Annotated in this window: 29 protein-coding genes; 26 read left to right on the top strand and 3 right to left on the bottom strand. The window is 39.2% G+C overall.

Annotated features, from left to right (window positions below):
• The first annotated feature begins 67 nt into the window (after positions 1-67).
• Both MLOOGBEN_RS15885 and MLOOGBEN_RS15880 read left to right on the top strand, forming a co-directional pair.
• Positions 68-862 (top strand): thymidylate synthase, encoded by a 795-nt coding sequence (locus MLOOGBEN_RS15885; RefSeq protein ID WP_179159233.1) that lies wholly within the window; start codon positions 68-70, stop codon positions 860-862.
• Entirely contained in the window at positions 859-1359 is a 501-nt protein-coding gene (locus tag MLOOGBEN_RS15880; protein WP_179159232.1) for a dihydrofolate reductase, read from the top strand. Before MLOOGBEN_RS15885 ends, MLOOGBEN_RS15880 begins: the two co-directional genes overlap by 4 nt.
• Before the next feature lie 63 nt (positions 1360-1422).
• Here MLOOGBEN_RS15880 and MLOOGBEN_RS15875 read toward each other — a convergent pair whose 3' ends face one another.
• Positions 1423-1662 (bottom strand): hypothetical protein, encoded by a 240-nt coding sequence (locus MLOOGBEN_RS15875; RefSeq protein ID WP_095250552.1) that lies wholly within the window; start codon positions 1660-1662, stop codon positions 1423-1425.
• A 309-nt stretch (positions 1663-1971) separates the two neighbouring features.
• On the opposite strand from MLOOGBEN_RS15875, the gene MLOOGBEN_RS15870 reads away from it, so the two are divergent.
• The 15 genes from MLOOGBEN_RS15870 to MLOOGBEN_RS15800 all read left to right on the top strand — a co-directional run bounded on the left by MLOOGBEN_RS15870 (position 1972) and on the right by MLOOGBEN_RS15800 (position 14746).
• Entirely contained in the window at positions 1972-2166 is a 195-nt protein-coding gene (locus MLOOGBEN_RS15870; RefSeq protein ID WP_045524138.1) for a twin-arginine translocase TatA/TatE family subunit, read from the top strand.
• Between the two features lie 123 nt (positions 2167-2289).
• Positions 2290-3036 carry a twin-arginine translocase subunit TatC gene (tatC, locus tag MLOOGBEN_RS15865; protein WP_179159231.1) on the top strand — a complete coding sequence of 249 codons (747 nt, stop codon included), beginning with the start codon at positions 2290-2292 and terminating at the stop codon, positions 3034-3036.
• 217 nt (positions 3037-3253) lie between these two features.
• Complete coding sequence (locus MLOOGBEN_RS15860; RefSeq protein WP_179159230.1) at positions 3254-4333, top strand: hydrogenase small subunit; 1080 nt, start codon at positions 3254-3256, stop codon at positions 4331-4333.
• The gene (locus MLOOGBEN_RS15855; protein ID WP_179159229.1) at positions 4326-6047 is read left to right on the top strand and encodes a nickel-dependent hydrogenase large subunit; all 1722 of its coding nucleotides are present in this window, start codon (positions 4326-4328) and stop codon (positions 6045-6047) included. The genes MLOOGBEN_RS15860 and MLOOGBEN_RS15855 overlap by 8 nt, the downstream gene beginning before the upstream one ends.
• Positions 6048-6058: 11 nt before the next feature.
• Positions 6059-6853: a Ni/Fe-hydrogenase, b-type cytochrome subunit gene (gene cybH / locus MLOOGBEN_RS15850; protein ID WP_179159228.1), complete on the top strand. Its 795-nt coding sequence runs from the start codon at positions 6059-6061 to the stop codon at positions 6851-6853.
• Entirely contained in the window at positions 6846-7328 is a 483-nt protein-coding gene (locus MLOOGBEN_RS15845) for a HyaD/HybD family hydrogenase maturation endopeptidase (RefSeq protein WP_179159227.1), read from the top strand. The genes cybH and MLOOGBEN_RS15845 overlap by 8 nt, the downstream gene beginning before the upstream one ends.
• Positions 7315-7746, top strand: a complete 432-nt coding sequence (locus tag MLOOGBEN_RS15840; protein WP_179159226.1) for a hypothetical protein — start codon at positions 7315-7317, stop codon at positions 7744-7746. The genes MLOOGBEN_RS15845 and MLOOGBEN_RS15840 overlap by 14 nt, the downstream gene beginning before the upstream one ends.
• Complete coding sequence (locus MLOOGBEN_RS15835) at positions 7739-8098, top strand: hydrogenase maturation nickel metallochaperone HypA/HybF (protein ID WP_179159225.1); 360 nt, start codon at positions 7739-7741, stop codon at positions 8096-8098. The genes MLOOGBEN_RS15840 and MLOOGBEN_RS15835 overlap by 8 nt, the downstream gene beginning before the upstream one ends.
• Positions 8095-8754 carry a hydrogenase nickel incorporation protein HypB gene (gene hypB / locus MLOOGBEN_RS15830; RefSeq protein ID WP_179159224.1) on the top strand — a complete coding sequence of 220 codons (660 nt, stop codon included), beginning with the start codon at positions 8095-8097 and terminating at the stop codon, positions 8752-8754. Before MLOOGBEN_RS15835 ends, hypB begins: the two co-directional genes overlap by 4 nt.
• Positions 8739-11048: a carbamoyltransferase HypF gene (gene hypF, locus MLOOGBEN_RS15825; RefSeq protein ID WP_179159223.1), complete on the top strand. Its 2310-nt coding sequence runs from the start codon at positions 8739-8741 to the stop codon at positions 11046-11048. The genes hypB and hypF overlap by 16 nt, the downstream gene beginning before the upstream one ends.
• The gene (locus tag MLOOGBEN_RS15820; protein WP_179159222.1) at positions 11021-11257 is read left to right on the top strand and encodes a HypC/HybG/HupF family hydrogenase formation chaperone; all 237 of its coding nucleotides are present in this window, start codon (positions 11021-11023) and stop codon (positions 11255-11257) included. The genes hypF and MLOOGBEN_RS15820 overlap by 28 nt, the downstream gene beginning before the upstream one ends.
• Positions 11229-12341, top strand: a complete 1113-nt coding sequence (hypD, locus tag MLOOGBEN_RS15815; RefSeq protein ID WP_179159221.1) for a hydrogenase formation protein HypD — start codon at positions 11229-11231, stop codon at positions 12339-12341. The genes MLOOGBEN_RS15820 and hypD overlap by 29 nt, the downstream gene beginning before the upstream one ends.
• Positions 12341-13342 carry a hydrogenase expression/formation protein HypE gene (gene hypE, locus MLOOGBEN_RS15810; protein ID WP_179159220.1) on the top strand — a complete coding sequence of 334 codons (1002 nt, stop codon included), beginning with the start codon at positions 12341-12343 and terminating at the stop codon, positions 13340-13342. The genes hypD and hypE overlap by 1 nt, the downstream gene beginning before the upstream one ends.
• Positions 13343-13521: 179 nt before the next feature.
• The gene (locus MLOOGBEN_RS15805) at positions 13522-13773 is read left to right on the top strand and encodes a DUF2535 family protein (RefSeq protein ID WP_179159219.1); all 252 of its coding nucleotides are present in this window, start codon (positions 13522-13524) and stop codon (positions 13771-13773) included.
• A gap of 130 nt (positions 13774-13903) precedes the next feature.
• Positions 13904-14746 (top strand): DegV family protein, encoded by an 843-nt coding sequence (locus MLOOGBEN_RS15800; RefSeq protein ID WP_179159218.1) that lies wholly within the window; start codon positions 13904-13906, stop codon positions 14744-14746.
• A 29-nt stretch (positions 14747-14775) separates the two neighbouring features.
• On the opposite strand, the gene MLOOGBEN_RS15795 is transcribed toward MLOOGBEN_RS15800, so the two are convergent.
• Complete coding sequence (locus tag MLOOGBEN_RS15795) at positions 14776-15663, bottom strand: MBL fold metallo-hydrolase (RefSeq protein WP_179159217.1); 888 nt, start codon at positions 15661-15663, stop codon at positions 14776-14778.
• Positions 15664-15858: 195 nt separating this feature from the next.
• On the opposite strand from MLOOGBEN_RS15795, the gene MLOOGBEN_RS15790 reads away from it, so the two are divergent.
• The 6 genes from MLOOGBEN_RS15790 (at position 15859) to MLOOGBEN_RS15765 (ending at position 21821) form a co-directional block, all read left to right on the top strand.
• Entirely contained in the window at positions 15859-17376 is a 1518-nt protein-coding gene (locus MLOOGBEN_RS15790) for a spore germination protein (protein ID WP_179159216.1), read from the top strand.
• 11 nt (positions 17377-17387) lie between these two features.
• On the top strand, positions 17388-18509 hold the full coding sequence (locus MLOOGBEN_RS15785; RefSeq protein WP_179159215.1) for a GerAB/ArcD/ProY family transporter: 1122 nt from the start codon (positions 17388-17390) through the stop codon (positions 18507-18509).
• Complete coding sequence (locus tag MLOOGBEN_RS15780) at positions 18493-19650, top strand: Ger(x)C family spore germination protein (protein ID WP_179159214.1); 1158 nt, start codon at positions 18493-18495, stop codon at positions 19648-19650. The genes MLOOGBEN_RS15785 and MLOOGBEN_RS15780 overlap by 17 nt, the downstream gene beginning before the upstream one ends.
• A gap of 75 nt (positions 19651-19725) precedes the next feature.
• Positions 19726-20304 carry an SCO family protein gene (locus MLOOGBEN_RS15775; RefSeq protein ID WP_179159213.1) on the top strand — a complete coding sequence of 193 codons (579 nt, stop codon included), beginning with the start codon at positions 19726-19728 and terminating at the stop codon, positions 20302-20304.
• A gap of 108 nt (positions 20305-20412) precedes the next feature.
• The gene (locus MLOOGBEN_RS15770; RefSeq protein ID WP_179159212.1) at positions 20413-21237 is read left to right on the top strand and encodes an SGNH/GDSL hydrolase family protein; all 825 of its coding nucleotides are present in this window, start codon (positions 20413-20415) and stop codon (positions 21235-21237) included.
• Between the two features lie 8 nt (positions 21238-21245).
• Positions 21246-21821, top strand: coding sequence for a YpmS family protein (locus MLOOGBEN_RS15765; RefSeq protein WP_179159211.1), 576 nt, complete (start codon positions 21246-21248; stop codon positions 21819-21821).
• Between the two features lie 32 nt (positions 21822-21853).
• Here MLOOGBEN_RS15765 and MLOOGBEN_RS15760 read toward each other — a convergent pair whose 3' ends face one another.
• A complete protein-coding gene (locus MLOOGBEN_RS15760; protein ID WP_179159210.1) occupies positions 21854-22600 on the bottom strand; it encodes a DUF4397 domain-containing protein in 747 nt (248 codons plus the stop codon).
• Between the two features lie 307 nt (positions 22601-22907).
• Here MLOOGBEN_RS15760 and rsgA point away from each other — a divergent pair, with 307 nt between their 5' ends.
• The 3 genes from rsgA to msrB all read left to right on the top strand — a co-directional run bounded on the left by rsgA (position 22908) and on the right by msrB (position 25107).
• Positions 22908-23978 carry a ribosome small subunit-dependent GTPase A gene (gene rsgA, locus MLOOGBEN_RS15755; RefSeq protein WP_179159209.1) on the top strand — a complete coding sequence of 357 codons (1071 nt, stop codon included), beginning with the start codon at positions 22908-22910 and terminating at the stop codon, positions 23976-23978.
• 162 nt (positions 23979-24140) lie between these two features.
• Entirely contained in the window at positions 24141-24683 is a 543-nt protein-coding gene (msrA, locus tag MLOOGBEN_RS15750; protein WP_179159208.1) for a peptide-methionine (S)-S-oxide reductase MsrA, read from the top strand.
• Positions 24673-25107, top strand: a complete 435-nt coding sequence (msrB, locus tag MLOOGBEN_RS15745; protein WP_179159207.1) for a peptide-methionine (R)-S-oxide reductase MsrB — start codon at positions 24673-24675, stop codon at positions 25105-25107. The genes msrA and msrB overlap by 11 nt, the downstream gene beginning before the upstream one ends.
• The last annotated feature ends 11 nt before the right edge of the window (positions 25108-25118 follow it).

Below are 25118 nucleotides of genomic sequence, written 5' to 3'. Positions count from 1 at the left end.
TAAATTGGAAGGTTTATTCTTTTATGGTAAAATGAAAAACATATGTAAGACAAGGGGAGTGTCGGTTTTGAAGCAATATTTAGAGCTATGCGAGCATGTTTTGAAAAATGGCCAGGAAAAGGGAGATCGCACCGGAACAGGGACGATTAGTACATTTGGCTATCAAATGAGATTTGATTTAGCAGAAGGCTTTCCATTATTAACAACTAAAAAGCTTCACTTAAAGTCAATTATTTATGAATTGCTTTGGTTCTTAAATGGTGATACCAATGTCCGTTATTTGCAGGAAAATGGTGTGCGAATTTGGAATGAATGGGCGGATGAAAATGGGGAGCTGGGTCCTGTTTATGGACATCAATGGCGTTCATGGACCGGTGCTGATGGAACGACGGTAGACCAAATTAGTGAGTTAATTCATCAAATTAAAACAAATCCTAATTCACGAAGACTGATTGTGAATGCCTGGAATGTCGCAGAGATTGATAAAATGGCGTTAGCACCATGTCATTGCTTGTTTCAATTTTACGTTTCAGATGGTAAATTATCCTGTCAGTTGTATCAGCGCTCTGCGGATGTGTTTCTTGGCGTACCGTTCAATATTGCCTCTTACGCGTTATTGACCATGATGATTGCGCAGGTATGTGATTTGGAGCCAGGTGAATTTATCCACTCGTTTGGAGATGTACATATCTATCAAAATCATATTGAACAAGTCAATATGCAGATGGACCGCGAGCTTCGGACATTACCGAATGTGAAAATAAATCCAAACGTAAAAGATATTTTTTCTTTTGCCTTTGAAGATTTCGCTTTAGAAGGTTATGATCCGCATCCACATATTAAAGGAGCCGTCTCTGTATGATTTCCTTTATTGTGGCTATGGATGAAAACAGAGTCATTGGCAAGGATAATCAATTGCCATGGCATTTACCAGAGGATTTAAAGTTCTTCAAACGAACAACAATGGGGCACCCGATTGCCATGGGCAGGAAAACACATGAATCTATTGGACGAGCTCTTCCAGGCAGAGAAAATATCGTGATTACCCGGCAGCTGGATTATAAGGTCAATAATGTGAAAGTTTTCTACTCTATGAAGGAATTTGTTGAATATTGTAGAAAACAGGAAGATGAAATCTTCGTAATTGGCGGGGCAGAAATTTTCAAAGAAACGTTTGAATACGCAGACCGTCTTTATATCACACATATTGAGGAAGAGTTTGAGGGGGATACCTACTTCCCAGAGTTCAATGATCGTCAGTGGGAACTTGTCTCCTCTGTAAAAGGAATAAAAGATGAGAAAAATCCTTATAAGTACGAATATAGAATTTATGACCGCATTAAAAAAGGCAGCCGTTAACTTTCGCAGGTAGAAATATACATCATAAAGAAAGAAGCATCGACAACGATGCTTCTTTTTGTGTTAAAAATATGCGCCATTTAATTCATAATCAGTAAGTTTATCAAGCATCCCTCTGAATTCATCTGGATGGCAGAAGTCTTCCTCATGGAAATGAGCTTTCACCCATTGAATTAATTCATTAGGGCTATTAAAGTATTCCCCACTTCGGTCGCTCTTGCGAATCATGTACCTTCCGTTCTCTTCATCGATGGTGACTTCTACAGGCAGGGCTCCATCAAAACTACTGAGTGAAAATTCCATCTTCATCACATCCATTCATTTGAGTTTCCAATAGTATATGTTCCTATTGATGAAATTATAAACGAACAAATACCTAATTGTCAAAATATTTATACAATTCAGTATGCCATTTTACATTGACTTCATGTGCCGTTCTTGGTAAATTGTTAAGAGGAAAAGGTTCATATATAAATGCCGAATATCACATCTAGGTAATTTTTCATAAATAATGTGAATTTAATATGAATTATTACGTATATTTAACTCAAAACGGTATATCAATACTATAATCGTAGTAGAAAGATAATTAACTAAAGGGGATGTAAATGCATGTTCTCAAATATTGGAATACCAGGATTAATCCTTATCTTAACTCTAGCTCTCATTATTTTTGGACCTAAGAAATTACCTGAAATCGGCCGTGCCTTTGGACAAACGTTGAAGGAGTTTAAAAAGTCTACTCGTGAATTAACAGACGATGTAATGAAAGACATCGATGAGGAAAAACAAAAATTGACTAAATAAGGTGTAAGAATCTTTCTTGCACCTTTTTTTCTTCAATTTTCTTTTAAACTATAAAAACGGTGTCAATCTAGTTTTTCTAAAGAATGATTACTTTTCAACCTTTGAAATTGGCAGGGGAAATACATGGAAGATAAAGAATTGCAATTAGTTGATCATTTAGATGAACTGCGTAAACGGATTATTATTTCCGCAGTTGCTTTTGTTGTTTTTTTCATTGTTGGATTCATTTATGTTACAGATATCTACAGTTGGTTAGTTCGTGATTTAGAAGTGAAATTGATTGTCCTCGGACCAAGCGATATTATTTGGGTTTACTTTATGATTGCGACTATTATTGCTATTGCAGGTACCATCCCAGTGCTCGCAAGCCAATTATGGGCGTTTGTTAAGCCGGCGCTTAAACCTATCGAGAGAAAAATAACCCTTTCGTATATACCAGCGCTGTTTATTTTATTTATTGTTGGACTTGCTTTTGGTTACTTTATCATTTTCCCAATGGTGCTAGAGTTCTTAGTTAAAATGGGAGCTGAAATGTTTGTAACGAACTTTACGGCTGACCGATATTTCCGTTTTATTTTGAATATGACCCTTCCGTTTGGTGTATTATTCGAGCTGCCAGCGGTAGTTATGTTCTTAACATCATTAGGAATTATTAATCCATTCGTGTTAGCGAAAATTCGTAAATATGCATACTTCGTGTTAATCCTAATTGCAATCGTTATTACACCTCCGGATTTTATGTCGGATTTTGTAGTAACGCTGCCATTGTTACTACTTTATGAAATCTCGATTAACTTATCGAAGTTTGTCTACAAGAAACGAATGAAAAAGCTTCAAGAAGAAGAAAAAGAGTTTGCCGAAGAAGCATAATTACTGTGAAAAAGGCCTTCAGAGATTCGATTCTCTGAAGGCTTTTTTTTCTGAAATAACATTATTTACAAGTTAAAAACTAAAATCAATATACTTATACACTTAAGGATTCTTTGTGTATTTTTTTGAAAATTCAGGACGAAGGGAGTCGTTTTATACTACAATTTTTTTGAAATCATGTTTTTAACCTTATTAGTGTATATGGGAGGGGAAACGGATGAAGAGACAGAAAACCGTGTATGAAGCGGCTATGGACCATGGGTTTAGCCGTCGTGACTTTCTCAAGATGTGTACAGCATTAGCAGCGACATTAGGTCTAGATTATACACAGTCCAATCAAGTGGTAAAAGCTATGGAAATTAAAAATCGAGTACCAGTGGTTTGGCTGCAATTCCAGGATTGCACAGGCTGTTCAGAATCGTTTATTCGATCTTCACAGCCAAAAACCGAAAGTGTACTACTAGAAATGATTTCACTCGAATACTCCGAAGTACTATCCGCACCATCTGGCCACCAAGCAGAAGCATCGATGAAGCAAGTTTTAAAAGATTACAAAGGCGAATATATCCTTGCAGTTGAAGGAAGTATTCCAGATGACGACGCCTTCTTAACAGTCGGCGGCGTGTCAGCGAAAGAGACTTTTCTTGAAATGGCAGCAGGAGCTCAGGCAATCATCGCATATGGATCATGCTCATCATGGGGAGGAATTGCTGCGGCACATCCAAATCCAACAGGTGCTAAACCAGTTACTAGCTTTATTAAAGATACTCCAACCATTCTTGTCCCTGGCTGCCCTCCAATCGCAGAGGTCATGACAGGTGTGATCGCACATATCATCACATTTGGAAAACTTCCAGAATTAGATCATTTTGGCCGGCCAAAAGCCTTTTATCGCCACCGTATCCATGATAAATGTAATCGTCGTGCTTATTTTGATGCAGGGCTTTTTGTCGAGTCGTTTGACGATGAAGGAGCAAAGCAGGGATATTGTTTATACAAGGTCGGCTGTAAAGGTCCAACAACTTATAACTCCTGTGCAGAAATGCGCTGGAATAGCGGCGTAAGCTACCCAATCCAATCTGGAAATCCATGCTTTGGCTGCTCTGAACAAGATTTCTGGGATAATGGACCATTCTACACCCGCAGAGCAAAAATTCCGGGAACACAGACCACCATTAATCCAGATACCGTTGGTTTAGCTGTTATCGGTGCAACCACTGCTGGAATTGCCGTCCATGCTACTGGAACAGTAATTAAGAAAAAGATAGATGACAAACGGGGTGAAGAACATGAGTGAACGAATAGTAGTAGATCCGATTACGAGAATTGAAGGTCATCTTCGTGTTGAAGTAGATATAGATGAAAACGGTGTCATAAAGGACGCTTTTAGTTCTGGTACTTCCGTCCGCGGACTCGAACTCATTGTAAAGGACAGAGACCCGCGTGATGTTTGGGCATATGTACAAAGAATATGCGGTGTTTGTACAACCGTCCATGCCCTGGCTTCTATTCGTTCTGTGGAGGATGCCTTACAAATAAAGATTCCGAGAAACGCTCATCTTATTCGTGACATCATGAACGAAACATTGTTTATTCATGACCATGTTGTCCATTTTTATCATCTGCACGCTCTAGACTGGGTGGATGTAGTGAGCGCTACAAATGCAGATCCAGCTGAAACCTCTAGAATTGCTCAATCCATCTCAAGCTGGCCCAAATCTTCACCAGGCTATTTTACTGATGTTCAGAATAAGGTCAAAAAGTTGATTGCAAGCGGTCAATTAGGGATTTTTGCAAATGGCTATTGGGGTCATAAAGCCTATAAGCTTCCTCCTGAAGTGAACCTTCTTGCCGTTGCACACTATTTAGAAGCATTAGATTGGCAGAAAGAAATAGTGAAAATCCATACGATATTTGGCGGTAAAAACCCACATCCGCACTATGTTGTCGGTGGTATGGCGACACCGCTTGATATTGATAGTGATAACGGAGTACATGCTGAACGATTAATGCATGTTTCACGACTTATTGATGAAGCGCAGCAGTTTGTTAATCAAGTCTATATTCCTGATTTACTCGCAATTGGTTCTTTCTATAAGGACTGGACCTATGGCGGCGGAATAAACAATTACCTTTGCTATGGTGATTTCTCGACTGGAGATATTTATGATACAAAGCTATACAGAATGCCTAGAGGAATTATCCTTAATGGCAACCTCAACGAAGTATTAGATGTCGATTTAAAAAATCCTAAGCATGTTCAGGAGTTTATTGATCATTCCTGGTACACCTACGATGGAAAACGTGCTGGAAAAGGAAAGCACCCATTTGATGGGGAAACAACCTTTGATTATACAGGACCAAAGGCTCCGTTTAAAACACTGGATACCGAAAAACAATATAGCTGGCTGAAGGCACCGCGCTGGAAAGGTCATCCAATGGAAACTGGACCATTAGCGAGGATGATGGTTGGTTATGCCTCTGGAAGAGAAGATATTGTAAATATCGTTGATGATACTTTGAAAAAGCTTGATCTTCCAGTATCAGCCTTACAATCTGCATTAGGAAGAACTGTTGCTCGAGGTCTGGAAACCGTTCTGATATCGGGCTGGCTGAGGGATGATATGGATAAACTCTTAAAAAATATAAAGGGTGGCAATCAAGTTACCTTTGACCGGACAAAATGGGAGCCAAGTACATGGCCAGAACGTGCCAAAGGTGTGGGCTGGATGGAAGCACCCCGCGGAGCACTCGGACATTGGATCGATATTAAAGATGGAAAAACGGAGAACTATCAAGCAGTTGTTCCTACTACCTGGAATGCTTCACCACGAGATGCAAAAAACAAAATTGGTGCATATGAAGCTGCACTAATAGGCACACAAATGCTAGATAAAGAGCAGCCGTTAGAAATCATGAGGATTATTCACTCGTTTGATCCATGTCTTGCCTGTGCCGTTCACTTGACAGATTTGGAAACGAACAAAAGCACCGAAATTCGTTTGGGTTAGGAGTGAGATAAATGGCTGCACCAAAATTACCAAATCACGGGCCGAATCCACCTGATATCAAAATTGATCCCAACTGTGAAAATATATTTCACACAGAACGGCCAATACTTTATAAGCCTGTAAAAAATGAAGTAAGAGCCTATGTATGGGAACTGCCGGTAAGGATTTGGCATTGGGTCAATATGCTGGCAATCATTGCCCTGACGGCAACGGGTATCTTTATTGGGAATCCGATGACCGCTGCTATCATCCCGGAAGAAGCCTATTATTCAAACTTAATGGGCTGGGCGAGATATATCCATTTCTTTTTCGCTTTTATCTTTGTGATTAATCATATGTACCGCTTATATTGGACCTTTGTCGGAAATAAGTTTGCAACCTCAAATCCTTTCAGGTGGATATTTGTGAAGGAAGTATTTGAAGCGGTTAAGTTCTATTTATTCTTACCAAATAAAAAGCCTCACTATGTCGGTCACAATCCATTGGCGCAGTTAAGTTACTGGATTTTCATCGGATTGTGCTCATGGATTGTCATGTTAACCGGTTTCTATATGTACTTTGAGCCGCAGCTCAATTCCTTCTGGGGGAAATTGTTTACCTGGGTGCCGTTTGTTTTCGGAGGCGACAGCTTTACCGTCCGTTCATGGCATCACTGGGGGATGTGGGGTTTCATGTTATTTACAGTTATTCACATTTATCTAGCTTTCCGGGATGACTATCTTGATCGAAATGGCTGTATTTCTTCCATGTTCACAGGCTATAAAACAACAACGAATAAGTCAGTTGGTGAAAAAAATAATGAATAGAAAAATCACGATATTAGGAATTGGCAACACCCTCTTTTCTGATGAGGGTGTTGGCATTCACCTTTTACCATTATTGAGAGAAGCCTTGTCAGATTATGAAGATGTCGAAATTATCGAAGGTTTGACGGATGGGATGAGATTGCTAGGACCGGTTGAGGATGCGGAAAACCTAATCATTATTGACGCGATCAATGCCGGAAAGGTGCCTGGCACCATCATCACGTTAGTGGGTGATGAAATTCCTGCTTATTTCGGTATCAAGATGTCCGTTCATCAACTTGGTTTTCAAGAGGTATTGATGGCAGCAAAGCTAAGAGAACGCTATCCGAAAGAAATTGTTATGTTTGGAATGCAGCCGTACTCGCTGGAATTAGGTGTTGAATTAACAGATACAATCCAACAAAATCTTGGAGCGCTTAGAGATGTGGTGCTTAATCAAGTTAATTATTGGAGACAGAGTTATGAAACGGCTTGATTTTTTTAAAGAATTGGGCGATGGAGTATTCCAAACTGTAAAGTCTGTCTATGAACCTTTCATTCAAGGTGATTTAGAAAAACTTGAAGGTGCGGCGGATAGAGCGCTCGGTATAACCTGGATTCCTTTAATGAAAGAAAGTGATTGGATCAGCGACCTTGAAATGAAATATTTTCATGGAAAAGCGGTTATTCTAGTGCGCCACGGTGTGAACATGCAGGCATGGAATGGAATTTGTCCTGTATGTTCACAAATTATTACTCTTTCGACACTATATTCAAGTGGGAAATGTTTGAATTGTCAAAAAGAATTTAATTTTAAGACAAATACAGGAGAATTACGATTAACATCACTACCATTTAGGAAGAGGGACCAAATCTATCAAATCGGTTTCGCGAAAGGTGATTTTCATGCATGAAATGGCGCTAATGGGAGATATCCTTCAGCTTGTTCACGAAGACGCAGCCTCAAGAGGGATTGAAAAAATCGAAAAAATTGAAATAATTGTTGGCGAAATTTCGAATGCCATGCCAGATTCTCTCAGAATGGCCTTTGATATCTACCGTGATCAAAATCTTCATCTTTTTACTACAGGTGCAGAATTGGTCATTCATATTGAAGAAGCCAAGGCTTCCTGTGTCTTATGCGGAAGTGAATATCGTCCAGATATGAAAATAGCACTCTGTCCTAGCTGTCATATTCCTTCGGGAAAAGTAATGGCAGGGGAAACATTCCAAGTTTTATCATACGAAGGGAGTAATGGCAAATGAAGGTAGCACTAAGAACAGATGTATTAACGAACAACAATAAGGCAGCAGAATTTAATCGAGAGCTGTTCACAAATACAAAAACCTTGGTAATTAATTTAATGAGTTCTCCTGGTGCGGGTAAAACGACACTGCTTGAGGAAACCGTCCGCGAGCTGTCTGGAAAGTATAAGATTGCGGTCATTGAGGGTGACCTAGCAACGGAGAGGGATGCTGATCGGATACGGGCAATGGGTGCCAAAGCCGTTCAAATCAATACCCACGGAGGCTGTCATCTTGATGCGAGAATGGTAGCCGCTGCACTAAGTGAATTTGATCTCGATGAAGTAGATATTCTTTTCATTGAAAATGTCGGTAATCTTGTCTGCCCTTCCGGCTACGACCTTGGACAACAGCATAAAGTCGCTGTTCTAAGCGTGCCAGAGGGTAATGATAAAATCCCTAAATATCCACAGATGTTTATGCGTACCGAACTAGTTCTATTAAATAAAATCGATTTACTACCTTACTTAGATTTCAGTGTGGAAGAAGCGCGGAGAGATCTATCAGAAATCAATCCAAATTCTTCTTTACTTCCTCTGTCTGCACGAACAAAGGAAGGGCTGCATGAATGGTTCTCATGGATTGAAGGAGCATATGAGCGATGCGTACGGCCGTAAAAGTTGCCGTGAGAGGAAGGGTACAAGGGGTTGGATTCCGACCGTTTGTCTTTCAACTTGCCGATACCTACCTATTGAATGGAACTGTACAAAATAATATGGACGGCGTCAAAATTCATCTTGAAGGTGAGTCAGTAGCAATACAACACTTTCAATCTGACTTAAAAAATAAAGCTCCAAGACTATCAAAAATTAATGAAATTGAAGTAGTAGAGACAGAAGTACAGGGTTTCAACGACTTTACTATTATTCCAAGCGAGCGTAGCGGAACCTCGATGCTCGTTATTCCGATTGATTCCGCCATTTGTGAGGATTGTATAAACGAGATGAATGACCCAGAAGATTTCCGTTATCAATATCCGTTTATCAACTGTACCCAGTGTGGGCCGCGCTACACGATTATTGAAGAATTACCCTATGATCGCCCCTATACTTCAATGAAATCCTTTCCGATGTGTGAGGATTGCAAGAGAGAATATGAGGACCCGACAAACCGCCGCCATCATGCACAGCCGATTGCCTGTCCGGAATGCGGACCAAAGGTGTGGCTGCTTGATAAAGATGGAATGGAAAAAGATTCAGATAATCACATTATGGAAACTATCTCTCTATTAAAAGCAGGGAATATTGTTGCCATCAAAGGCATTGGCGGTTATCACCTTGCTTGCGATGCAAGGAATCAAGAAGCAGTAATGGCACTAAGAAGTCGAAAGAAAAGACCTAATCGACCGCTAGCTGTTATGGCTTCATCACTATCGGCAGCAAGGGGATTTGCGGTGATTAGTAAAGATGAAAGGGAAGTACTGACCAGTCCCGAATCACCAATTTTAGTAGTAAAGAAAAATAAACAGTACCAACTAGCAGAAGGTGTAGCACCTGCGACGGGGACAATTGGTGTCATGCTTCCGTACTCACCATTGCACCATTTATTGTTTGTAGATCCTGAGCTGGATTGCCTTGTGATGACAAGTGCGAATCCTTCGGGAATGCCTATTCTTTATAAGAACGAAGAAGCGTATCAATATTTAGCGGGAATTGCTGAATACTATCTGATCCATAATCGTGAGATTCTCCACCCAGTAGATGACTCCGTTGTCCAAATCAATGACGGAAAGGTTGATTTCTTACGGCGATCACGGGGATACGTTCCCGACCCTTTTTCGACAACTGTCGATGTATCGGGAATTGTAGCGTTTGGAGGTCAGCAAAAGACGACATTTACCATCGGACGGAATGAGCAGATATTTGTTGGTCCACATATAGGTGATTTAGAAAATGTAGAGACCATTCAACACTATCAACAGGAATTGGAACATCTTTTAAAATGGATAGATACCCCGAAGTCTGTGGCTGTCATCGACGCCCACCCTGACTACCAAGTTCAGAGATTAGTAAAAGAATATGCGTTTGAAGAGGTTATTGAGGTCCAGCATCACCATGCACATATGGCAACCGTTCTGGAAGAGCATCATATAGAAGGAAAAGCATTTGGGATCATTTTAGATGGCACTGGTTATGGTCTTGATGAAAACATCTGGGGGTTTGAAATTTTCTATGGTGACACTGTTGAATTTGAACGCATTGCTCATTTACACTATACGCCGCTGCCAGGAAGTGAAAAGTGTATTCGTGAACCATGGAGGAATGCAGTGGCAATGCTGATTTCGCTTCTTGGTGAAAAAGGAGAACAACTTGCAAAGATTATTTTTTCAGAGAAAGTTTCTGAGATTGATATATTAAAAATCATGATTAAAAAAAATATTAACACCGTCCAAGCAGGTACATGCGGAAGACTATTTGATGCAGTGAGTGCACTGTGCGGAGTTACGAAGGTATCAAGCTATGATGGGGAAGCAGCGATTAAATTAGCTGAACTGGCTGATGAAAGGGTTGTTTATGAACCTTATCCTTATGATTTGCTTGAAAAAGAAATTCTCACCATTGATTTTTCGAGAATGATCGAAGTAATAGCCCTGGATGTATTAGCGGGGGTTAATGTAACTCTAATAAGTGGGAAATTCCATGAAACTGTAGTCCAAGCGATTGTTGCTGCAATGGAAAAATTGTTAAGTAGAATGCCTGCTGCAAATCACAATGTTGTTTTATCAGGAGGCAGTATTCATAACCGTTATTTGCGGAAAAGACTAAATACAGAACTAAGAGAAAGAGAGTTTAACGTTTATTTTTCGGAAAAGGTTCCTTGTAATGATGGAGGATTATCCTACGGGCAATTAGTTGTTGCCGCTGCAAAAAGGAGTGCTAACGAATGTGTGTTGGAGTACCAGCTAAAGTAATCGAAAAGATGGAATATAGTGCAGTAGTTGATGTAATGGGATCACAGACTACAGTGGGGACAATCTTTATCCCCGAGGTAGAGCTTGGGGATTATGTGATCGTTCATGCTGGTCAGGCAATGAGTATTGTCGATGAAACCTATGCAAGACAAAGTTTGGAGGAATGGAGGAAGCTAATTCATGCTCGAAATTCTGAAGCAGTCAAATAACCCAGAAATCTGTAAACCATTGGTAGAAGCCGTAATTGAAAAAGCAAAGGTGTTTCAGCAAAAATTCGGCCGCAAGCCTGCCTTCATGGAGGTGTGCGGATCGCATACGATGGCACTAGCGAGAACAGGTGTGAAGCAATGCTTGAAGGACGATGTTAACTTAATTTCTGGACCGGGATGTCCTGTGTGTGTAACCGATCAACGTTCGATTGACGCGATGATTGCCCTTGCAGAAGGTGATAACCGGATTATCTGTACGTTTGGCGACATGATGCGTGTACCTGGTTCTAACAAAACACTGCTAGACTCAAAGATTGCTGGCAAAGATATACGAGTTCTTTACTCTCCAGTAGATGCAGTAAAGATTGCGGAAGAAAACCCTGACAAAGAGGTTATTTTTCTTGGAGTAGGCTTTGAAACTACCATTCCTATCCTAACCTTGATGGTGGGAGAGGCTGAAAAACGTGGCGTTAACAACTTTTCAATTTGGATGACAACGAAGCTAGTGGAACCAGTATTGCGCTACTTACTAGATGCTGGTGAAGTGAATTTGGACGGCTTCTTATTACCTGGACATGTGTCCATCGTATTAGGGAAAGAATCCTATCAATACTTAGTCGATAAATACAATATTTCCGGTGTCATTACCGGATTTGAGACAGCAGAATTACTATCTGGAATCTATAAAGCAATTGATTTGGGAATAAAGGATCAAGTTGCCATCATAAACAATCATCCAGCAATAGTTACGAAAACTGGTAATCAAGTAATCCATCAATGGTTTGAAAAATACTTAACAGAATGCAATGAAGCATGGAGGGGAATCGGGGTCATTCCGAACAGCGGCTTAGATTTAAAAGCAGAGTATGACCAATACAATGCGAAGAAACGATTCGCGGTGAATGTAGGAGAACCGCGAAAAACAAAATGCCGCTGCGGCGAGGTGATCAGAGGACTAATCTCACCATCTGAATGTTCATTATTCAGTAAAGCTTGCCACCCAATGAACCCAATCGGACCATGTATGGTTTCTGCAGAAGGAAGCTGTGCCGCACACTATCAATACATGAGGGAGAGTTTATGATGGAAAAATATATCAGTCTAGCACATGGTGATGGTGGTGAACTAAGCCACTTGTTAATTCGTGATTTATTTGTTGAGGCATTTGGCGAAGGAAAAGCAGCGATGTTTGATGCTGCAGAAATAACACTAACTTCCAAGCAAATTGCTGTCTCAACAGACTCGTTCGTTATAAAGCCAATCTTTTTTCCAGGTGGATCGATTGGAAAGTTAGCTGTTGCAGGAACAGTCAACGACCTTGCGGTTAGTGGAGCAAAGCCATCCTTTCTTACCTGCGGGTTTGTGATCGAAGAAGGCTTTCCTATTTCGGACTTAAAGAAAATTGTCACCGATATGGCAAATGAAGCGAGAAAAACAGGTGTGGCGATTGTAGCAGGAGATACAAAAGTAGTCGAACGTGGAAGTGCAGATGGTGTTTATATCAACACAACCGGTATAGGTATTTATGAACCAGGTATTGGCTGCAGTCTTGAATTTGAAGAAGGGGATGCAATAATTGTATCTGGTACAATCGGTGATCACGGTATTGCCGTCCTAGCTGCCAGGGGCGAATTAGGAATAACTGTACCGATTAATAGTGATTGTGCTTCACTTAATAGAATGTTAGCTGAAGTTCTCCAACAGACAAGCGGAGTCCGAATCATGCGTGATCCTACAAGAGGCGGATTAGCAACAACTCTTGTAGAAATCGCAGAGGATTTTCATTTAACGATGAAAATCAATGAAGTTGATTTACCTGTTAGAGAAGAAGTAAACGGGGCATGTGATATATTAGGCTTTGATCCACTTTACCTTGCAAATGAAGGAAAAGCGATAATCATTGTATCCGCTAAGGAAAAAGATAAAGTGTTAGATATTTTACGAGATTTCTTTGAAGGGCACGATGCAGTAGTTATTGGTTCTATTATAGGAAAACAGAAAGGACAATTACTATTAGAAACACCACTTGGATCAAAGAGATTGTTGAATAGATTAACAGGAACGATGTTTCCGAGAATATGCTAAAAAAAATGCCCTCATTTAATAAAACGAATGGGGGTAATTATTTTTGTTTTTTCTATTCCCCATAAAGTTTTCTTTAATAAATGTTTCTAAATATTTTTTAATCCAAGCAGATTTAGACACATTTCGAGCGCTCTTAGGTGTATAATATATACAAACGGGTGAAAAAGAGGATTGATATTTTGTTATTCAAAAGCCTAGAGTTCAAAAATGTTGTTGGACAGAAGGTTAAAGTCATGGATATTCCTGTATTGGAGGAAGGTAGCACTTATAAATTTATGATCCAAGTCCGTTTACAAAATTTTATTACGTCGCTTTATCAGGAAAAGAAACCGAAAAAATGCTATTCGTTTAAAGAGTATTTGAAAAAGGTAATGAAATGGCCTGATTATGAAGCACTGTTTAAAGTAGAAGAATTAAAGAATAACGCTTAATACCTTTCGAACATCGGATATCCGGTGTTCTTTTATTTTTCACATTTTTTTCATGAAAATAGGTGGATTTATATCATATAGAATAGGGAACATGTATAATACAATGGAGTAATTCTAGGGATGTGAGTAAATGAGCAAGATTAAGATTGTCACGGATTCAACGATGGATATGACAATAGAACAGGCTGACCAACTAGGTGTTGTGGTTGTGCCTTTATCCGTAACGATAAATGGAGAAACCTATCTAGACCGTGTAGAAATTCAACCTGCTGAATTTATGGAAACGATGAAAGGCTTAAAGGATTTACCGAAAAGCTCGCAGCCTTCTGCTGGAACCTTCCTTGAAGTGTATGACAAACTCGGGGAAGAAGGCTATGAAGTGATTTCTATACATATGACAGGTAAAATGAGCGGGACGGTTCGTTCTGCTGAAAGTGCTGCGCAAATGACGAAGACCAAGGTAACAGTGGTTGACTCTGAGTTCATTTCGATTGCCCTTCAGTTTCAGGTTCGAGAAGCTGCTGAAATGGCAAAGCAGGGTAAAAGTCTAGAGGAAATCCTCGGCCGTCTCGATTCTGTCCGTCAAAACTCGAAGCTATATATTATGATAGATACATTAGAGAATATGGTGAAAGGCGGACGGATTGGGAAAGGGAGGGCATTCATTGGTTCCTTACTTAATATTAAGCCAATCGCTTCATTAGAAGGTGCCGAATACAATCCGGTAGCAAAGGTCCGAAGTCATTCACAAGTAGTTAAATGGCTCGCCAAGCAATTTGCAGAGGATGTAAAAGGAAAGACTGTCAAACGTGTGGGCATTGTTCATGCAGAAGCACTCGAGTTGGCTGTAAAATTAAAAGACTCTATCATAGAATTAACAGGCTACGACGATATTTTTGTTGATTACACAGGTCCAACAATCAGTACCCATACAGGACCGGGTACAATTGCTATCATGTATTACTTCGAATAAAGCGAGGATGGTGCAGTTATGCACCATCCTTATTTGTTGACCAACTGTATTTCAGATCCATGAACTGAAAACCCAAGTCGCTTCAAATGCTTGCGAAGCCCGCTCCGTTCCCACGTCTTCAGAATCAACACATCAAGCATTTTTTTCGGATAAAAGATACCGATATTTGTTAACTCTTCGAAATTCATTCCCTGAAGTACATACCTTTCAATTATTTCGTCACGTTGTTCAATAATCCCAATAAAAATGCCCATAGCTTCTATAAATTCTTGTCTTGTGAAAACTCCTTTTTGATGGCCGGTGATGTAGGTTTCTGCATCCAACTCTAATAGTACTTTACTCGATGCAATAAATTCGTCAATATCCCCATCGGTGCCAAAGTACCACGGTCCAAAGGAAGTCATATCGAAATCACCAGCATAGACAACGCCAAGTTCTGTGAAATAGGGAGAAGTATATCCTTTTGTATGCCCAGGTGTATGTAGAAAGTTTACCTTTACACCACTAAAGTTGTATTCTTCATCGTATTGATACGTTCCGGAAATTTCACCGAGGTTTTGAACCCATTCCTTTGGCATGTGCTTTCGCAATGCTTCTACACCTCCAGGACCCCACTCCTGGTAGATTCCGTTCCCTCTTGCAATTCCTTCGATTGACTGAATGGTTTCAAACTCCAATGGATTTATCCATTTTTCTATATCTCGAAACAAATGGTTATGCAATGTATGATCAGGATGGTAATGGGTGTTGACAACCAATTCCACTCCATATTCTTCATTTAATGCTAGCAGCTCTGCTGGGTCTGCACCGGTATCAATAAACACCTTATCTTTACTATTAATATACAAGCTTCTTGAAAATGGAACTTTACTATGATTTGCTCCTTCAATAATCATAATTGGACCAATTGTTCTCATCAATTATCACCTCAACTTTTATTTATCATAATATTCCGTCTCAATGAATGAATACTCATTCATGATACCATAACTTCATATTTCCATAAACCTTATTGCATAGTGTCTATTGCGTTAACTTTGCAGAGTTGTTTTTGGGTAAAATTAGAATATTTGGTAAAGCTATAAAAAATTGATTTTTCAAAGGTGCTGCCAATGTTTAAATGGATGTCCGGAAAAAAAACGCCAGAAGGAGAAAAGGCACATAGCCTTGTGATTGATGAATTAAAGGAACAAATAAAAAAAGAGCTCGTTGCCTGTTCAGACTTATTGTTTCGAACATTAAAAAGAAATGATAAAAAAATAGTCATTTGTTTTGTCAGCAGCTTGATCGATAAAACGGGTGTGGATGATTACATTCTAAAGCCAATTCAAGAGAAAACAGAAGTAGGCTGGAGTGTTGAGGAGCTCGCACAAATTCTTCCGATAACTGATTTATCAGGAGCTAATCAATTAAATGAAATTGTTAAGGCTTTAATCGAAGGGAAAACGTACATTTATTCGGAAGGCGAACCATTCGGTTTGTTAGCCAATTTGAGTAATACGGTTGAAAGAAGTTTATCACATGCAGAAACGGAATCACTTGTTTTTGGTCCGAAAATTGCTTTTACCGAATCGCTTCTTGGGAATGTCAACATAATAAGGAACAATATAAAAGATCCTGATTTATGTATGGAAGATTTGAAAATTGGAACCAGGTCAAAAACGAGTGCGAAACTCGTTTATATAAAGGGCATTGCAGAAGAAGAAAATATTAATACATTCAGGCAAAGAGTAAGTCAATTAGAAATCGATCATGTGCAAGGGACCACAGTGCTTGGTCAGTTAATTGAAGGAAACAGCTGGTCTATTTTCCCGCAATTGATGACAACCGAGCTTCCAGATCGGATTACGCTTGCGTTAATGTCTGGAAGAGTTGCCGTCTTAATGGACCGAAGTCCTGATGCCATTTATGGTCCAACACCCTTTTTCACTTTTTTTGAGTCAACGGAAGATGTATATATGCGCTGGAATATGGGTTTTTTCCTACGAATTCTGCGCTTAACGGCCACCTTTTTATCTGTACTTTTAACCCCTGCCTATGTAGCGGTATTGACGTATCATTATGAAGTCATTCCATCACCATTACTTGTGTCATTAGGTCAATCAAGGTCAAATGTACCTTTTCCACCCGTCTTTGAAGCCCTTCTACTTGAATTTGTCATTGAATTATTACGAGAGGCTGGAGCCAGGCTGCCAACAAAGGTCGGTCAGACGATGGGTATCGTAGGCGGTATCGTTATCGGGCAAGCGGCAGTAGAAGCAGGATTTACAAGTAATATTTTGATAATTATTATCGCATTAAGTGCTCTTGGCTCATTTACAACTCCTAGTTATTTGATGGGTACTGCCATAAGGATTATTCGCTTTCCCATCATTTTATTGGCTGGCTTTTGGGGGGGGATTGGGATTATGGTCGCATTTTGCTTTTTCATTATTCACCTTTTGAAATTGGATACATTAGGCAGGCCATACCTTGCACCAGTCTATCCATTGAACTTGAGGGATTTGGGGTATAGTATATTTCGATTTCCGAGTCAATTTCTTTCCTACCGTCCTGTAACAAACCAGCCTGGAGATAAAGATCGATATTCTGCAAAAAAAGCGAAACAGAAAAAGGATGTAGATGAATAGGAGCGGTCATGATGAAAGTGAACTTACATCCGAAGGAAGGATTACTTTTTAATACGTTTCTTCTATTTTTTCTAATTCATGGCGTTCAAACCGGGGTAGGTATTGTAGGACTTCCGAGGGTCGTTTATTTGGCGGCCCAGCATGATGCATGGATTTCTGTGTTGATAGCAGGGGCAGTCACCGCTATCGTCCTTTGGTTTATGATCATGATGCTCAGGCAATATGATAGTGCTGATTTATATGGGATCCATCTCGATGTGTTTGGTAAATGGCTCGGGAATAGCCTTAGCTTTGTATACATCCTCTATTTAATTAGTAGTTTTTTCGTTATTTTTATGAATTATGTCGAAATCGTTCAAGTTTGGATTTTTCCAAATTTAGTAACATGGCAGCTCGCACTTGTTCTCATCTTATTAACCATATACGGTGTTTACGGAGGAATTCGAGTGGTTGTCGGAATTGCCTTTCTCTCTGTGTTGGGAACCATGTGGATCTTGTTTATTGCTTTTATACCACTTCGGTATGCAGACTTCAATCATTTGTTTCCAATCATGAATAGTGATATTAAATCAATTCTGAAAGGGGCGCAGAGTACAACCCTTTCGATGATGGGATTTGAATTAGTCATGTTTTTTTATCCCTATATAAAGGAAAAAAGAAAAAGCATGAGGTATGTTCAGATAGCCAATTTGTTTACAACGTTGATGTTTAGTTTTATCACATTGGTCTCAATTGTGTTTTTTGCCGGTGATAGTCTCAAAGCAGTAATCTGGCCTGTTCTATCTATGTTTAAAATTGTCCGACTTCCAAATCTAGAGAGATTTGAGTTTATTGCCGTATCCTTTTGGATGTTAATCATTTTACCCAATATGTGTTTGTATTTGTGGGCAGCTTCAAAAGGGTTTTCGAGGATTTTAAAACGAAAACAAAAAACAGGAATATGGTTTTTTGCAATTCTTACTTTTGGTGCTACTTTTTTAATCCAAGCAAGGTATCAAATGAATATGGTAACAGATATCATTGCAAAAACAGGTTTCTACACTGCTATATGCTATCCTGTTGTTCTTGCTATGATTGTCCTCATGAAAAAATGGTGGTTAAAGAGGAGAAATAGCCATGCCAAGACGTCATAAATGGAGAATCCTCGTATTGTATATTGCTTTTGTGGTAATTATGTCTAGTTGTGTAGAAACGAAACAATTGGAAAAATTAGGTCTAATAACAGCACAGGGCTATGATTTAGAAAAAGAAAACCAAATTAAAGGAACAGTAGTTGTTCACAAGTTCGATCCTTTAGCAGAAAACCTAACAAAGGTCATTACAGTAAAAGCTAATACAAGTAAGGCATTAAGACAAAAGCAGAATCTGGAGATTGATCAAAAGCTTGTTCTTGGGCAGCTTCGCTGTGTGATTTACAGTAAAGAGCTTGCTAAGAAAGGAATCTCTCAGCTTGTGGATGCGCTAAACCGTGATCCTACCGTGGGAAATATGGTTTATTTAACCATAGCAGAAAATGATGCGATTTCGATTATGACTATCGAAGAGAAGAAACTTAAGGTGAACTTAGGAACATATCTATACAATTTAATTAAACAAAATGTTGAGAGTGAGCAGCTAACTTCGCCTACACTGCATGAATTTAATCATAATTTCATGGATCATGGTAGAGATCCGGTCCTACCGATTTTAAAGATTAAAGACGATGGAGTAATCATCTCTGGGATCGCACTTTTTAAGAATGATAAGATTGTTGGTGAATTGGCAAGTGATAAACTATTTTATGCAAAGGTTCTTTCGGATCGATACAGATCAGGGACACATGAGATGGGTTTCAACCGTTCACAGTTTAAAAAAATTATTAAGAAGAGGGACCTAGGAGAAAGCAAGGAGGTCTACGATAAATTATTTATCAGCATAGATAGTATTCGCAGCAATGCGAAAATTAAATTGATTGATAAGGAAAAACTCCATTTTCGTGTGGATGTTAATTTAGATTCACGTTTACTCGAAACAACAGAGCCTTTAGATTTGACCACTGCCAAAAACATTAAGTTTATTGAAAAAATAATAAATAAAGAAATGGAAAAGCAAATCAAACAGCTGCTGGAATATTTCCGAGAGAAACAGGTAGATCCAATTGGAATCGGGAATAAATACATGGCGAAAATTCGCACAAAACCGCTTACTGAAAAGGAATGGAGGGAGTTGTATAAGAACGCAACATTCGAGGTAAAGGTGAATAATACAATTGTAAAAACAGGGGTAATAGATTAAGAATCGCTTTTCTTTTCTCTTTCGTAAATCTTTGTTAAACTTATCACGAATATAAAAAAGCTGCGAGGGATCTATATGAAGTATCGGTTAGCGTTTCTATTATTAGTGATTAGTGCATTGCTGCTATCTGCTTGTGGACAAAAGGGGATTCAGAACCCGCTAGATTATCCAGTCAAAGATTTTACGGCTGTGACGCAAGAAAATAAACCATTTGAAAAGAAGAACTTGAATGGAAAGATTTGGGTAGCTGACTTTATTTTTACCAATTGCGCAGATGTATGTCCGCCAATGACGGCAAACATGACCAAGCTGCAAAAAATGGTCGAAGACGAAAAGTTGGAAAATGTTGAGTTTGTTTCATTTAGTGTCGACCCTACTGTTGATACACCCGAAAAACTTACAGAGTACGCGAAGAACTTCGGGCTGAAGGATGATAATTGGACTTTTTTAACAGGCTATTCACAAGAATTTATTGAGACCTATGCGAAGGAAACATTCAAAACCTTAGTGAAAAAGCCACAAGAAGGTGACCAGGTTATTCACCAGACCTATTTTTTCTTAGTGGGACCAGATGAGAAGGTTAAGAAAATCTACGATGGGTATAAAGAAGTACCGTATGATGAAATGATTAGTGATATTAAAGCGTTGCAATAGACCTTTTCCCAGGTCTATTTTTTTGGAAATGAATAGGATATAGTACGAGCATGTTTTGAATTATTTACGTCATGTTATAATATCATTAGTAACAGGGTGGTGAAGAAAATGAAAGAAGTTTTCATCCTTCTCATTCTTTCGACTTTTTTCTTAAGTTCTTGCAGTCAATCCGATCGCTGGGATTTGCATGAAGAACGGATGGCTTCAGCTGTTGTTTATGCAGAGGTTCCTGCCGATTTTGTCCCAAAGGAGATAAGCATTATTTCCGCTGGTGATTCCTTAACAGAAGGTGTTGGCGATAGTACAAAAACAGGAGGATACCTGCCTTACTTAAGAACTTTGCTCGAGGAAGAAAAGGGGATTAAGGAAGTTGATTTCTATAACTTCGGTGTAAAAGGTAATCGTACCCCGCAATTATTAAAAAGGCTGCAAACAGATGAGATAAAAGACAAACTTTCTACTGCTGATTTAGTCATATTAACCATTGGCGGCAATGATATTATGAAGGTAGTAAAGGATAATATCTCAAATCTACAGCTATCCATCTTTGATAAGGAAAAAGAAGTATATATTAATCATTTATACCAGATCATGAATACGATTATCCGAGCAAATCCTGATGCCTATATTGTTTTGGTGGGGGTATACAATCCATTTTCTCAATGGTTTTCTGATATAAAAGAGCTCGACCAGATTGTTTCCGATTGGAACGTCGCAAGTCAAAGTGTCGTTGCTAATTATCAGAATGCTTATTTTGTAGGAATTGAAGATTTATTTAAGAACCCAACAGAAAGTCTACTTCATAGTGATAACTTTCATCCGAATAATAAAGGGTATGAATTGATTGCACACCGGTTAAATGAAACCTTAGAAGAACGGACATTACCTGATCTCGTTAAGAAGGCGTATATGGTCAGTAAAGAGGAGAATTAGGGATTTCTATGAAAAATAAATGGAAAACGGGATTCTTTCTTATAGTAGGGTTAAATCTTTTTATTGTTATCATTCTTTTATCTTTAATCATGGTTCCTGCCGATGAGAAAGGAAAAATTCAAAGTGTCCCAGACGACAGCAGTGTTTCTTTTCAAGTCAAATCGAATAAGGCTGATTTAAATGTGTTAATCAACCAGTATATTAAAAAGGAAGCGGCTGATTCACCGATAGATTATAGTGTCCAGCTCCAGGATGAAGTGGAATTATACGGGACATTAAAATTCTTTAGTCAAGAAGTAGATTTAAAACTCACCTTCGTTCCAGAGGCATTAGATAACGGCGATTTGGTCCTAAAGCAGAAGTCGATTTCGGTTGGCAGCCTGCCATTGCCTGTATCCTATGTGCTGAAATTTATCAAAGACAATTATAAGCTCCCAAAAGGAGTCGATATTCTGCCAAATGATAAAATGATTCACGTACACATGCAGCAATTAAAGTTAAAGAGTGATGTGAAAATAAAGGCAAATAAGTTTGATTTAGTAAAAGATGATATTGCTTTTACCATAGTTGTACCCGTTGAATAAGGTGCCTCACACATTGTGAGTCACCTTATTTTTTAATCTTTTAAAATCATCGCTTGTAATGCAGGATCTTCCTTTGAAAGGCCAATCAATACTATCGTATAGGTTTCATTTGGACGAAACTGTGCTTTTGGCATTGGCAGGACGATGTTTTTCGTTCCAGCCTCTCTAATCTCTAAATCCACTGTCATCGGCATAATACCTAGATAGTCTGTTGTCTGTTTGTACGAGATATTCGGAAAGACTACATCTCTGTCTTTAACAGCAATATCTATAGTTCCTGTATCCGGTGATAAGTGCAGAAAACGGATTTTTGATTCATTAATTGGAACTTCTGGTTGATTAAGGTACGGAAGCAGACGCATTTTTTTAACCGGGTCGATTATTGCCAGCGTATATGATTTATCAGGTTCAACGGTAATCCTCTTATTGAGCATACTATCTACTGAATTTCCCGTTGGGTAGATATCAATATGATACTTTCCAGGTTTTAATGGCAGATAATTGCTAGCCACTCTAAAAGGAAGGCGTTTCACTTTCATTTGACCATTTATATAAATGTCAACCTCGGGGGCATCAGGTGAAGTGTGAAGGAACCGGACCCTTCCTTCCGTTTGAGATTGTTGGATATTACGTTCCATCATTGCTTTATTCATATATTTTAGATGTTTCAAATAGTATTGCATGTGTAGGTTTGGATTAGAGTATTTATAATTGTGAGCCAATAAATCATACATCGCAGCTCGTTGAAGATAATCAGAATGATTTCTATTTCCAGACATACCCTTCGCTCCTTTCTTTCGTTCTTTACAAATTAATTTATTCAAGCATGTTTAGGTGGGTGTCTATATTTGGATTTTTTGTTTACAAATGGATAAAGATAACATATACTTATTACAAATAAGTCGGAAGGCGGGTGAAGTGTAATGTTAAATGAAAATACGTTAATTGCCGTTCATTTCAATAACTCTTGCACAGCCCGCGGATTCACCAGTTAGGGGAATCTATACCCATTATTCCTTTTGTGAATAAAACCATGGGCTGTGTTGCCTATGGTTTTTTATTATGCAAATTTTTGGAGGAATATGGATGAATTTAATTAATATTGGATTAACTGAAAAAATAAATAACGATTTTTTAGCGCAAAAACAAAGTGAAGAGATGATTATCGGTCGAGTGGCCTTAGAACATAAACATATGTATCGTGTCTGGACGGAGCATGGAGATTTACTTTGCGAGGTTTCTGGAAAATTCAACTTTGAAGCGTTAAGTCGCGAGGACTATCCTGCGGTCGGGGATTGGGTCATGCTGAAGCCCCGGGTGGAGGAAGGTAAAGGTACGATTTATTCGGTAATGCCGCGGTTCAGCAAGTTTTCTCGTAAGTCGGCAGGGAGGACGGCTGAAGAGCAAATTGTTGCTGCAAATGTGGATACCGTTTTTCTTGTGAACTCCTTAAATGATGATCTTAATTTAAGAAGAATAGAACGCTATCTGTTGCTCACATGGGAAAGTGGTGCCAATCCTGTTATTGTTTTAAGTAAAGCAGATCTTTGTGAAAATATTGAAGAGAAGCTTGCAGAAGTTGAAGCGATCGCTTTTGGAGGAGTACCGGTGATAGCGATTAGTGCTGAAATGAAGAGGGGAATTGAAGAGCTTGAGCCTTTCCTACAGCCTGGAAAAACCATTGCATTGTTAGGTTCCTCGGGTGTAGGAAAGTCAACCTTAACGAATTTATTGTTGGGAGCTGAAAAGCAGGCTGTCAAGGAGATTCGTGAAGGGGATGACAAGGGTCGCCACACCACCACACACCGCGAAATGATTCAACTTCCAAATGGCAGTGTCCTGATCGACACTCCAGGAATGCGAGAAATACAGCTTTGGGAGAGTTCAGATGGTTTAACCGAAACGTTTTCTGATATCGATGAGTTAGGAGAAATGTGCAGATTCCGGGATTGTAAACATAAGGATGAGCCGGGCTGTGCGGTATTGGAGGCCATTGAAGAAGGTACATTGGATTCCGGACGCTTAACCAGCTATAACAAGCTGCAAAAAGAACTCGCCTATATCGAAAGAAAAGCCGACAAACGCGCACAAACAGAAGAACAGAAAAAGTGGAAGAACATCACGAAACAAACGCGGCAAAAAAAGAAAATTAAATAAGGGAATTCAGCCGAACCAGGAGACTGGTTCGGCTTTTGTGCGTGTGTTAGGATTTTTTTAAAAAGGAAATTTTCATTTTGATTTAATCATCAAATTGTATTTCTATGAAGAGTTTCGGTATACTCATTATCAAAGCATATAAATTCCAAAGGGGTGGGTATCATGGAAGAAAGTAAACAACTAGCTACATTTGCTGGAGGCTGTTTTTGGTGTATGGTGAAGCCATTCGATGAGCAGCCAGGAATTATAAGTGTCCTTTCTGGATATACCGGCGGTCATGTTGAAAATCCTACATACCAGCAGGTTTGTTCTGAGTCAACAGGGCATTATGAAGCAGTTCAAATTACCTTTAATCCAAAAAATTTTCCATATGAAAAACTTCTTGAATTATATTGGCAGCAAATCGACCCGACCGATCCTGGGGGTCAATTTTACGACAGGGGTCAGTCTTATCAAACAGCGATTTTTTACCATAATGAAAAACAAAAAGAGCTTGCTGAACAATCAAAGGAGAACCTACAGGATAGCGGAATTTTCACAAAACCAGTCGTAACGCCGATTTTACCAGCAAAAACCTTCTATCCAGCGGAAGAGTATCATCAGCATTACTACAAGAAAAATCAAGCTCATTACGAAGGATACCATGTAGGTTCAGGGAGAGCCGGTTTTATCCAGGCACATTGGGGGGAGAAAAATGAAAAATAAGGAAGAACTAAAGAAAGAATTATCACCAATTCAGTATGAAGTAACGCAAAATAACGGAACAGAGCCTCCTTTTCGAAACGAATATTGGAATGAAACTAGAGACGGGATTTATGTTGACCTCGTTTCTGGAAAGCCGCTATTTAGCTCGCTTGATAAATTTGATGCAGGGTGCGGATGGCCGAGTTTTACCAAGCCAATTGTTGAAGAAGAAGTAATCGAAAAAGAGGATTACAGCCATTTTATGGTTCGAACAGAAGTTAGAAGCAAAGCCGCAGATTCCCATCTGGGTCATGTCTTCGATGACGGACCAGGTCCAAATGGATTGCGCTACTGCATTAATTCTGCAGCCTTACGATTTATTCCCGAAGAGGAATTGGATGAGCAAGGATACGGAGCTTATAAGAAGCTATTTGATGAAAATTAAGAAGCCGCGAA

This window comes from Bacillus sp. EB106-08-02-XG196 (assembly GCF_013396335.1).
In the GTDB taxonomy this organism is placed as follows: Bacteria; Bacillota; Bacilli; order Bacillales; family Cytobacillaceae; genus Neobacillus.
This window is presented reverse-complemented; position numbering and strand designations above follow the sequence as displayed.

Excerpts from the sequence above, each read along its gene's own strand:
- MLOOGBEN_RS15790 (WP_179159216.1), top strand. The coding sequence starts at position 15,859 with ATGTTTAAATGGATGTCCGGAAAAAAAACGCCAGAAGGAGAAAAGGCA.
- MLOOGBEN_RS15820 (WP_179159222.1), top strand. The coding sequence starts at position 11,021 with ATGTGTGTTGGAGTACCAGCTAAAGTAATCGAAAAGATGGAATATAGT.
- hypD (WP_179159221.1), top strand. The coding sequence starts at position 11,229 with ATGCTCGAAATTCTGAAGCAGTCAAATAACCCAGAAATCTGTAAACCA.
- msrA (WP_179159208.1), top strand. The coding sequence starts at position 24,141 with ATGGAAGAAAGTAAACAACTAGCTACATTTGCTGGAGGCTGTTTTTGG.
- MLOOGBEN_RS15785 (WP_179159215.1), top strand. The coding sequence starts at position 17,388 with ATGAAAGTGAACTTACATCCGAAGGAAGGATTACTTTTTAATACGTTT.
- MLOOGBEN_RS15855 (WP_179159229.1), top strand. The coding sequence starts at position 4,326 with ATGAGTGAACGAATAGTAGTAGATCCGATTACGAGAATTGAAGGTCAT.
- MLOOGBEN_RS15765 (WP_179159211.1), top strand. The coding sequence starts at position 21,246 with ATGAAAAATAAATGGAAAACGGGATTCTTTCTTATAGTAGGGTTAAAT.
- MLOOGBEN_RS15880 (WP_179159232.1), top strand. The coding sequence starts at position 859 with ATGATTTCCTTTATTGTGGCTATGGATGAAAACAGAGTCATTGGCAAG.
- MLOOGBEN_RS15770 (WP_179159212.1), top strand. The coding sequence starts at position 20,413 with ATGAAAGAAGTTTTCATCCTTCTCATTCTTTCGACTTTTTTCTTAAGT.
- hypE (WP_179159220.1), top strand. The coding sequence starts at position 12,341 with ATGGAAAAATATATCAGTCTAGCACATGGTGATGGTGGTGAACTAAGC.
- MLOOGBEN_RS15775 (WP_179159213.1), top strand. The coding sequence starts at position 19,726 with ATGAAGTATCGGTTAGCGTTTCTATTATTAGTGATTAGTGCATTGCTG.
- rsgA (WP_179159209.1), top strand. The coding sequence starts at position 22,908 with ATGAATTTAATTAATATTGGATTAACTGAAAAAATAAATAACGATTTT.
- hypF (WP_179159223.1), top strand. The coding sequence starts at position 8,739 with ATGCGTACGGCCGTAAAAGTTGCCGTGAGAGGAAGGGTACAAGGGGTT.
- MLOOGBEN_RS15845 (WP_179159227.1), top strand. The coding sequence starts at position 6,846 with ATGAATAGAAAAATCACGATATTAGGAATTGGCAACACCCTCTTTTCT.
- msrB (WP_179159207.1), top strand. The coding sequence starts at position 24,673 with ATGAAAAATAAGGAAGAACTAAAGAAAGAATTATCACCAATTCAGTAT.
- MLOOGBEN_RS15870 (WP_045524138.1), top strand. The coding sequence starts at position 1,972 with ATGTTCTCAAATATTGGAATACCAGGATTAATCCTTATCTTAACTCTA.
- MLOOGBEN_RS15795 (WP_179159217.1), bottom strand. The coding sequence starts at position 15,663 with ATGAGAACAATTGGTCCAATTATGATTATTGAAGGAGCAAATCATAGT.
- MLOOGBEN_RS15875 (WP_095250552.1), bottom strand. The coding sequence starts at position 1,662 with ATGGAATTTTCACTCAGTAGTTTTGATGGAGCCCTGCCTGTAGAAGTC.
- tatC (WP_179159231.1), top strand. The coding sequence starts at position 2,290 with ATGGAAGATAAAGAATTGCAATTAGTTGATCATTTAGATGAACTGCGT.
- MLOOGBEN_RS15860 (WP_179159230.1), top strand. The coding sequence starts at position 3,254 with ATGAAGAGACAGAAAACCGTGTATGAAGCGGCTATGGACCATGGGTTT.
- cybH (WP_179159228.1), top strand. The coding sequence starts at position 6,059 with ATGGCTGCACCAAAATTACCAAATCACGGGCCGAATCCACCTGATATC.
- MLOOGBEN_RS15835 (WP_179159225.1), top strand. The coding sequence starts at position 7,739 with ATGCATGAAATGGCGCTAATGGGAGATATCCTTCAGCTTGTTCACGAA.
- MLOOGBEN_RS15800 (WP_179159218.1), top strand. The coding sequence starts at position 13,904 with ATGAGCAAGATTAAGATTGTCACGGATTCAACGATGGATATGACAATA.
- MLOOGBEN_RS15780 (WP_179159214.1), top strand. The coding sequence starts at position 18,493 with ATGCCAAGACGTCATAAATGGAGAATCCTCGTATTGTATATTGCTTTT.
- MLOOGBEN_RS15840 (WP_179159226.1), top strand. The coding sequence starts at position 7,315 with ATGAAACGGCTTGATTTTTTTAAAGAATTGGGCGATGGAGTATTCCAA.
- MLOOGBEN_RS15760 (WP_179159210.1), bottom strand. The coding sequence starts at position 22,600 with ATGTCTGGAAATAGAAATCATTCTGATTATCTTCAACGAGCTGCGATG.
- hypB (WP_179159224.1), top strand. The coding sequence starts at position 8,095 with ATGAAGGTAGCACTAAGAACAGATGTATTAACGAACAACAATAAGGCA.